At 64.9% G+C, this 8,427-nt stretch carries 7 protein-coding genes; 2 read left to right on the forward strand and 5 right to left on the reverse strand.

What is annotated here, in order from left to right; translation table 11 throughout:
• Window positions 1–121: 121 nt before the first annotated feature.
• Both ACYP5B_RS46400 and ACYP5B_RS46405 read left to right on the forward strand, forming a co-directional pair.
• The gene (locus tag ACYP5B_RS46400) at window positions 122–1,603 is read left to right on the forward strand and encodes a hybrid sensor histidine kinase/response regulator (RefSeq protein ID WP_459574079.1); all 1,482 of its coding nucleotides are present in this window, start codon (window positions 122–124) and stop codon (window positions 1,601–1,603) included.
• Complete coding sequence (locus ACYP5B_RS46405; RefSeq protein ID WP_447429961.1) at window positions 1,600–2,787, forward strand: adenylate/guanylate cyclase domain-containing protein; 1,188 nt, start codon at window positions 1,600–1,602, stop codon at window positions 2,785–2,787. Before ACYP5B_RS46400 ends, ACYP5B_RS46405 begins: the two co-directional genes overlap by 4 nt.
• A gap of 682 nt (window positions 2,788–3,469) precedes the next feature.
• Here the strand turns inward: ACYP5B_RS46405 and ACYP5B_RS46410 are convergent.
• From ACYP5B_RS46410 to ACYP5B_RS46430, 5 genes are all read right to left on the reverse strand, one after another.
• The gene (locus ACYP5B_RS46410) at window positions 3,470–4,633 is read right to left on the reverse strand and encodes a lipase family protein (protein ID WP_276286828.1); all 1,164 of its coding nucleotides are present in this window, start codon (window positions 4,631–4,633) and stop codon (window positions 3,470–3,472) included.
• A 200-nt stretch (window positions 4,634–4,833) separates the two neighbouring features.
• Entirely contained in the window at window positions 4,834–5,511 is a 678-nt protein-coding gene (locus tag ACYP5B_RS46415; protein WP_276286829.1) for a hypothetical protein, read from the reverse strand.
• 87 nt (window positions 5,512–5,598) lie between these two features.
• Entirely contained in the window at window positions 5,599–6,423 is an 825-nt protein-coding gene (locus ACYP5B_RS46420; protein WP_459574080.1) for an SDR family oxidoreductase, read from the reverse strand.
• A 54-nt stretch (window positions 6,424–6,477) separates the two neighbouring features.
• The gene (locus ACYP5B_RS46425) at window positions 6,478–7,257 is read right to left on the reverse strand and encodes an enoyl-CoA hydratase/isomerase family protein (protein ID WP_459574081.1); all 780 of its coding nucleotides are present in this window, start codon (window positions 7,255–7,257) and stop codon (window positions 6,478–6,480) included.
• A gap of 52 nt (window positions 7,258–7,309) precedes the next feature.
• Window positions 7,310–8,427, reverse strand: a 1,118-nt coding sequence (locus ACYP5B_RS46430) for a thiolase C-terminal domain-containing protein (RefSeq protein ID WP_459574082.1), incomplete at its 5' end; no start/stop codon positions are given.

Raw genomic sequence — 8,427 nt, forward strand, 5'->3', positions numbered from 1 at the left:
GCTGCGGGGGCACATCATGCACAAGCAGACTCGCGACGAATCGGGAAAGGATGGTCCTTCCGCACTCGACTTCAGGCAGAGCGAGCGGCACTTCAGGCTGCTCGCCGACGGCATCCCTCACATGATCATGACCGCCGATGCGGATGGCCAGATCGATTACTGCAACCTTCGGTGGACCAGCTATACCGGCCTCAGCCTCGAGCAAACCAGGTCCGGTGCCTGGAAATCGGCCGTCCACCCCGAGGACATCGCGCGCAATCTCGGCCACTGGGAAGACGCGGTGGCAAGAGGCTGCGAGTACGAAATCGAATATCGCCTGAAACGGGCATCCGACGGCGTCTACCGATGGCACCTCGAACGCGGGTCGCCCTTGAAGGATGCCGACGGCAAGATCGTAAAGTGGCTGGCATCCAGCACTGACATCGAAGCGCTCAAGCAAGCCCAGGCCTCTGCCGAAAGCGCCAACCATGCGAAGTCGGAGTTCCTGTCGAGCATGAGCCATGAGTTGCGCAATCCGCTGAACGCCATCCTTGGCTTCGCGCAACTGATGGCCTCCGAGGCTCCGCCGCCGACTGCGTCGCAGCAGGCCAGCATCGACCAGATCCTCAAAGCGGGCTGGCATCTGCTGGAGCTCATCAACGAAGTGCTCGACCTGGCGAGGATCGAAGCCGGGCACGCGTCGCTGTCCCCCGAGCCGGTATCGGTCATCGACACCTTGCACGAGTGCCAGGCAATGCTTGAGCAGCAGGCCCTGAAGCGCGCCGTTCGCATGCGATTTCCCGCCGCCGAACCACCCTGCTTCGTCCGTGCCGACCGAACCCGCCTGAAGCAGATCCTCCTTAACCTGCTGTCCAATGCCATCAAGTACAACCGGGAGCAAGGCTCGGTCGATGTGCAGGTGACGACGACGGAACATCGCGTATGCGTCAGCGTCCACGACACGGGCGCAGGGCTGACACCGGAGCGGCTCGCCCAGCTATTCCAGCCATTCAATCGCCTGGGGCATGAGGCGGGCCCCGTGGAAGGCACCGGCATCGGTCTCGTGGTGGCCAGGCGGCTGGCCGAGTTGATGGGGGGAACGATCGACGTCGAAAGCACGCCCGGCGTGGGCAGCGTGTTCCGGGTCGAACTGCCCGCCGCCGCCCCGCCGGCAATGGCGGGCGAACACCCGGCGACCGCCGCGCCCGTGCGGTCGCCGACCGAAGCCCATTCCACGATGCACACGCTGCTGTATGTGGAAGACAATCCGGCCAACCTCAGGCTCCTTGAGCAACTCGTCGCGCGCCGCGCGGATGTGCATCTGTTGTCCGCGGCCACGGGGACACTCGGTGTCGAGCTCGCGCGCGCTGCCCTGCCCGAGGTCATCGTCATGGACATCCATCTGCCGGACATCAATGGCATCGAAGCCCTGGGGCGCCTGCGCGACGACCCCACGACGATGCATATCCCGGTTATCGCCCTCAGTGCCAACGCGATGCCGCGCGACATCGAACGTGGCATGAAGGCAGGATTCTTCCGGTACCTGACCAAGCCGATCAGGATCCAGGAGTTCATGGACGCACTGAACGCTGCGCTCGAACGACCGAGAACAGACTTGCCATGATCCAGGCAACGGACATCCTGGCCGCGAAAATCCTGGTCGTTGACGATCTGGAGGCCAACGTCCTGTTGCTCGAAGGGATGCTGCATGCGGCGGGCTACACCCGTGTCGAGTCAACCACCGATCCACGCACGGTCGGCGAGCTTCACGGCAGGAATCACTATGACCTGATCATGCTGGATCTCCAGATGCCTGGCATGGACGGGTTCGAGGTCATGGAGCACCTCAAGGCCGTCCAGCCGGACAGCTACCTCCCGGTGATCGTCATCACTGCCCAGCCCGACCACAAACTGCGTGCGCTGCGGGCTGGCGCAAAGGACTTCGTCAGCAAGCCATTCGATCTCGGCGAAGTGCTGATGCGGGTTCGGAACATGCTGGAGGTGCGCCTGCTGCACAAGGAATCCTTGCAGCATGGCAAGGAGCTCGAGCGCAAGGTCCAGGAACTGGAAGCGAGTCGGGAGACAATCGTTCACCAGAGCGATGAACTCAGGCGCCTCTATGAAAAGCTCGTTCGCGAGCAACAGGTCACCGAACGGCTGCTCCTCAACGTGCTGCCTTCGCCCATCGCCGAACGCCTGAAGCTTCGATCCGATCTCATCGCGGCCGGCCCACCGGAAATCATTGCCGACAGGTTCGAGGAAGTCTCGGTGCTGTTTGCCGACCTCGTCCAGTTCACGCGATTCTCTCCCGCCCTGAGCCCCGAAGGACTGGTGGCAGTACTCAACGAGATCTTCGCTGACTTCGACGATATCGCCGACGACCGCGGGTTAGAGAAGATCAAGACGATCGGCGACGCATATATGGCGGCGGCCGGCCTTCCGGTTCCTGCAGTCGACCACGCGGCCCGGGCCGCTCATATGGCACTGGACATGCTGGAATACCTTGACCAGTTTAACGAGCGAAGCGGCTACGGTTTGCAGTTGCGGGTCGGCATCCACAGCGGCGCCGTCGTTGCCGGCGTGATCGGCCGACGAAAATTCATTTATGACTTGTGGGGTGCAACCGTCAATATTGCGAGCCGAATGGAGTCCCACGGTATCGCCGGCCGGGTTCAGATTACCGACGCTACTCGGCAACGGCTTGGAAAACCGTTCCTGCTGGAAGCGCGGGGGCCCATCAACGCGAAGGGTATCGGCGAGTTACGTACGTGGCTTGTCACTGGACGAACCACTGACGTCTCCCAGTAATCGTATGCTTGCCGCGACGCGACGCGGTCCCGCCGATGGTGTCGGTTCGCTTCCAGCAAAGCGGATCCCGCTCCAGGCGCACGCTTGATTCGTGGCTTTAATGGGACCGGTCGTTGCAACTGCCGCATCGTGAGCTGACCGGGGGTTACGTTGACCATAGCGACCGTTTGCGAGTCCCGTGCAGCGAATTCGAAGTCTAATTTGGCGCTCCGCGGCGGTGTGCCACGCCGCCGCTAAAGTTGTTCCTGTCTATCTGGCTCGCGAGCGTCCGTTTCCCCTTTCACTACGGACATTGGCTTCTTGACCTCCCACTGGCAGAGATGGGTCGGTCAGAGACGACCACGCTTTGGCGGCGGGCATCCGACCGAGACCGGCCAGTTTGAGACACCAGCTCTCCCATTCTCGATGTCCGAGCTGGCCGATTTTGCGACATTCGGGTCGGACCACACCTATGGCCGCTCCTGGTCCAGTCCCGTCAATCATCTCACCGCGGCATACGTGGGCCGTGCCAGCCTGCATCAAATGAGAGCACTAACTAATCGAAGCTCTTACGCATGCAGCCCCAAACGGAATTGTCCTACCCTTCGTCGAAGAAGGTCGTTGCGTTCTCCGACGCGCGTGGGCAAGCGTACGCGGCCCGAACGGTTTGCTATTGAGATGAAATTCAAGCGAGGACAGCGCCCTATGGGCACTCGGATACCGCAGGGACACTGCCGAATCGCTGTGTCATCCAGTCCAGTGCAACCGGCAAGCCGAGAAGCAGCCCAGTGGCGTGTTCGGTCGCGCCGATGGTCCGGAACGCCACGTTGCCACCGCGCGCACACCAGGCGGCAAACAGCTTCTGGTTCTGCCCAAAGGGAATGATCTCGTCGAGGGTTCCCGCGTACACCAATGCCGGTACGGCAGGCACGCCATTGCCGCTCTGGTTCTGCGCCATGCGCGCCAGCCAGTCGGCGCGGTTCAGGATGGCTGGAGCCTGGACGAGGACCGAGTCAGACAGGAACGGATAGCTGGCAGTCACATCAAGCAGGCATTTTGTGCCGCGAAAGTCGGCAATCACCGACTGCCCATAGGGTGTGAGGATCGATGAGAGGCCAAGTTCAGGGTAGGCGGCATTCAGGCCCATCAGCGCAATCGGCCCTACCCCGCCGAACGGGCCACCATTAACGTTCGCATACACATCAGCGATGCTGAATGGCCCAGCTCCTGCGGCAACGCCCCGCACATTCAGACCGGGGGCATATGCGGGCTGCAGTTCGGCCGCGAAAGCCGCTGCATGGCCACCCTGGGAATAGCCCATGATGCCGACGGGGGCGTTCGCCGACAGGCCCGCCCCGCTCAACTGCTGCGCCGCCAGTGCCGCGTCGAGGACGGCTTGCCCTTCGGCCTTGCCGATCCCCCAGGTGTGATCGCCCGGTGTACCAAGACCCTGATAGTCCGTCATCGCGATCGCCCAACCGCGGGCGAGGGTTGCCGGCGTCGCGCCGGCAATCGTCGCTTCATATTCCGTGCTCAGCGCGTACTGGTGCGAGGGCGCGCAGTTGTCGGCCTGGCCCTGCGTTCCTGGAGCCCACGCAATAACCGGCCGGGGGCCGGAGAGCCACGGCGTAAAGGGCACCAGCACGGTGCCGGTGATGGCAATCGGCAAGCCATTGACGTCGGTGGACTTGTACATGACCTGCCAGCCGTAAGCCAGCAATCCAACCGGAATGAATGGACGGGAGCGGATCAGCGTGCCATGGGGCCCGCTCGGCATCGGCTGGGGCGGCGTGTAGAAGGCATCGTTCCTTGGGTCATCAAGCGGGCCGGCTAGCGCCGGCGCGCCAGCCAGGACACACAGCGCCATGGCAATCGCCAGGACTGCGCGTGCCGCCCCCCTGGCAAGGGCCATGCCGGGGGCGCGAGGCGTTACGCGGATCCACAACGGTCTTGCAGTAGGACGAGTCATGCGTCTTCTCCTGTCAGGTTTGCTGGCGCATGCGCGCGAAGGCGCCGTGCCTCATGGAATCCGCTGGCTGATGGCGTGCGCCGCAACGCATACAGCGATCAGGCAACCACATGCATGCCCGCCGGTGAGGCCTGTCGTGTATTGCCACAGCGCAATGTCCAGCCGACAAACGGATCGCCGGCGTGGCAACTCATCACCCAGCGCGCCCCGCAGGTGCTGCAGCGGTGCTCGCACCGCAACACCGCCAGGTGCGAGGAGTAGTGCCGGCGGGACGCGGCGGAAAGAGCATAGAGGCGCGAATGGCCGGTTCCGCGCCTGGGGTCCTCCGACAGTCGGGCGCAGTCCGCGCACAGCGCCTGCGGATTCGGTGAAGCACCGGCCACAAGGTCAGCCTGGACTGGCAGGCACTGGCCGTCACCGGCGCGCAGGCGGCGGTAGAAGTCCCAGCGCCGCATGACCGCCCAGTAGAGGACGCGCAGCAGTTGGCCCTCCGACTGCATTGCCGTGGCGAAGCATCGATCAACGTGCTGCTCCAGCAGGATCCCGAGTTCGGCTGCCGAGGCAAAGCAGACAAGTTGCTGCTGCCCGATGCTGTTGATCATCCAGTCATCGAAGACCTCTGCCAATGCGGCGCGATAGGCCTCGCTGCCCAGACGCCCGGCACAGGCGGCGAGCGCATTCGCGCGCCGGCTGGCGCGGCGAATCTCGTGCCGCAAGGAGGTGAGCCTCGCCAGCACGGCGCCGCCGGTGCTCTCGCTGTTGTCGTTGCCACTCACATTCCATCTCCTGCCGGCCGGCGCCATAGCGCGTGCGGCCTGACGGTGACTCCAGCGGAGGTCAGCCAGATCGCCGGACAGCGCCCTTCAGGCCGGCTTTCCGGTCGCCGCTGCCGCACGGCCCGCCGCTTCGAGTGGCACCTTGACGCTCTCCAGGGCACCACCGCCGTCGCACGGCAAAAGCGCGCCCGAGATGTACCCCGCATAGGGCGATGCCAGGAACAGTGCAAGATTGGCGATATCGTCCACGGTGCCAAAGCGCTGCATCGGCACGCTGGATTGCGCAGCGGCGCGCTCCGCGTCGGTGGGCGCCATCAACCGCCGGAAGCCCTCCGTACCCTCGATCGGCCCTGGCGAGATCGAGTTGATGCGGATGCCATCACCGCCCCATTCGAGCGCGAGCACGCGCGTAAGTTGGTCGACCCCCGCCTTGGCGGCACTGGCGTGCGCCTGGTAGCGCATCGGCACGAAGGACTGCGGAGCCGTGATATTGATCACCGCCGCGCCTGGCTTGCGCAGGTGGCCATAGGCCTGGCGCAGCACGTGGAAGGTGCCGACCAGGTCGATGTCGACCACCACGCGAAAGCCGTTCGACGACATGTCCTTCGCCTCGCACAGAAAATTGCCCGCAGCACCGGAAATCAGCACATCGACAGGGCCGAAGCGTTCGACCGCTTCGGCGAACGCCCGGCCTACCGCATCGAAATCGCGCACATCGGCGCAGACCCCAAGGACCGGCCCGCCAAGCTGTGCGAGCTGCTGGTGCGCGGCATCGACGTTCTCCTGCTTGCGGCTGGCCACTGTCACCCTGGCGCCTTGCCTGGCGAACGCCTGGGCGATGCCGAAGTTGATGCCCGTGGTGCCGCCGAACACGAAGATGTGGCGACCGGTAAAATCGAGATTGACTTGCATTGACTTACCTCGTGAAGAACGCCACCAGGGCCGTAACGGCCTGGCGTCCCGTTGTCAGTCGAACCTGGGCGCCCGCCTGTCGATAAAGGCAGCAATGCCTTCGGCGGCATGAGCACTGGCAGCGGACTCAACCATCAGGCTGTGCTCCAGATCGAGCTGCACGCGCAGTGTTCTCTCGTGCGCACCGTCAACCAGTTGCTTGATCCGCCCCAGCGCTCCGGTCGCGCCGTGCGCCAGTGCTTCAGCCAGCGCATCCGCGCGTGCCGGAAGCCCGGCATCCGGGACCACCTCGCTCACGATCCCCATCTCCAGGCACTGCCTGGCGGAAAGCGCCACATTGGTGAAGAAGAGTTGCTTGGCGCGCATGGCGCCGACGCGGCGCGTCAGGAACCAGGACGAACCGGCATCCGGCGTGAGCCCGATGGCGGAATAGCCGCCGCGCAGCTTCATCGACTCGGCCGCCAGCACGATATCCGCGCAAAGCGCCAGGCCGATGCCGCCGCCGCCGACCGGCCCGTTGACCGCACTGACCACTGGAACCGGCAGCGTGGCGAGCTTGTACAGGGCAGTATGCAACGGGCCGAGCAGTTCTTCGAGCATGGACGGCAGGCCTGCGCCGGCGTGGAGGAAGGCGTCGATGTTCCCACCGGCGCAGAACTGCCGCCCCGCAGCACGCAGCACGACCGTGCGTACCGCCGTGTCGGCCGCCACCTCGTCGATGCACCCGATCAGCGCGCGCGCCGCCTCGGTGTCGATGGCGTTGCCCCGCTCGGGCCGGTTCAGCGTAATGGTGGCGACGGCACCTTGCCACGTCAGAAGGACGGGTTGGTCCATGTTCAGGCTCCCGGAGATGATGTTCAGTGGTCGAAATGAGCAGATCCGCGGCTCAGCCCTGGCGCTGCAGGATCGCGACTGATACCGCAGTGCCCAACCCGCCGTTGTGCTGCAGCGCCGTGCGGGCGCCCTCGACCTGCCGCTGGCCGGCGCTGCCACGCAATTGGGTGGCGAGCTCGGTGATCTGCGCCAGCCCGGTCGCGCCCAGCGGGTGCCCCTTGGACAACAAGCCACCTGACGGACACACCACCACCTGGCCGCCGTAGGTGTTGCGTCCCTCGACCACGAAGCGCTCAAGGTCTTGCTCTTCGCAGAAGCCCAGGCACGCGTACGTGAGCAACTCGTTGCTGACGAAGCAGTCGTGCACTTCCGCCACGTCAATGTCCAGCGGCGCCACGCCGGCCATGGCGTATGCGCGGTCAGCCGTGCGGCGCGCCGCGCCCCGGCTCAGCGCATCGGGCACGTTGGGCGGATCGAGGTCGGCAGAAATATCGCTGCCTATTTCGTGCGCGAGGATCGCCACGTCCGTACGCAACCCGTGGCGTCGCGCAAACGGCTCGCTGCACACAATCACGGCGGCGGCGCCACAGCTCGGCGGGCAGGCGTAGAGCTTGCGCAGGCGCCCCCAGACCGTGGGGGCGGCCAGCACCGCTTCGACTGTGAGCGGGTCGCGGAAGATCGCGTAGGGGTTGTGCCTGGCATGCGCGCGCGCCTTGACCGCAATGCGCGCGAACACCTCGTCCGGGATATGCAGTTCGCGCGCCGTCCATTCGAGCTGCGAGCCGAACATCATCAGCGCTGGCGGCAACGCGCGTTCCGCTTCACCAAAGCCCATCGCCACCGCCACGCTCTCGCGGTGGCGCTCCAGCGGATCGGCATGGCCTGGAAACACCCGGTCCAACGCGCCGGGCTGCATTTGCTCAAAGCCGACCGCAAGCGCGCATTCCGCCGCGCCTGCCAGCACTGCCTGCCGCGCCAGGTACAGCGCCGAAGAACCCGAAGCACAGTTGTTGTTGACGTTGGTGATCGGGATGCCGGTCATACCGACCCGGTAGAGCGCGCGTTCCCCCGAGCACGAGTCTCCGTAGACGAAGCTCGCGAAAGCTTGGTCCACCAGGCTGTAATCGATGCCGGCATCGGCCAGGGCGGTGCGCACCGCCGTTTCGGCCA

The sequence above is a fragment of the Cupriavidus sp. 8B genome, assembly GCF_054589115.1.

Bases quoted from the DNA above. Each gene is read 5' to 3' on its own strand.
- ACYP5B_RS46400 (WP_459574079.1), top strand. From the start codon at position 122: ATGATCATGACCGCCGATGCGGATGGCCAGATCGATTACTGCAACCTT.
- ACYP5B_RS46405 (WP_447429961.1), top strand. From the start codon at position 1,600: ATGATCCAGGCAACGGACATCCTGGCCGCGAAAATCCTGGTCGTTGAC.
- ACYP5B_RS46410 (WP_276286828.1), bottom strand. From the start codon at position 4,633: ATGGCGCTGTGTGTCCTGGCTGGCGCGCCGGCGCTAGCCGGCCCGCTT.
- ACYP5B_RS46420 (WP_459574080.1), bottom strand. From the start codon at position 6,423: ATGCAAGTCAATCTCGATTTTACCGGTCGCCACATCTTCGTGTTCGGC.
- ACYP5B_RS46425 (WP_459574081.1), bottom strand. From the start codon at position 7,257: ATGGACCAACCCGTCCTTCTGACGTGGCAAGGTGCCGTCGCCACCATT.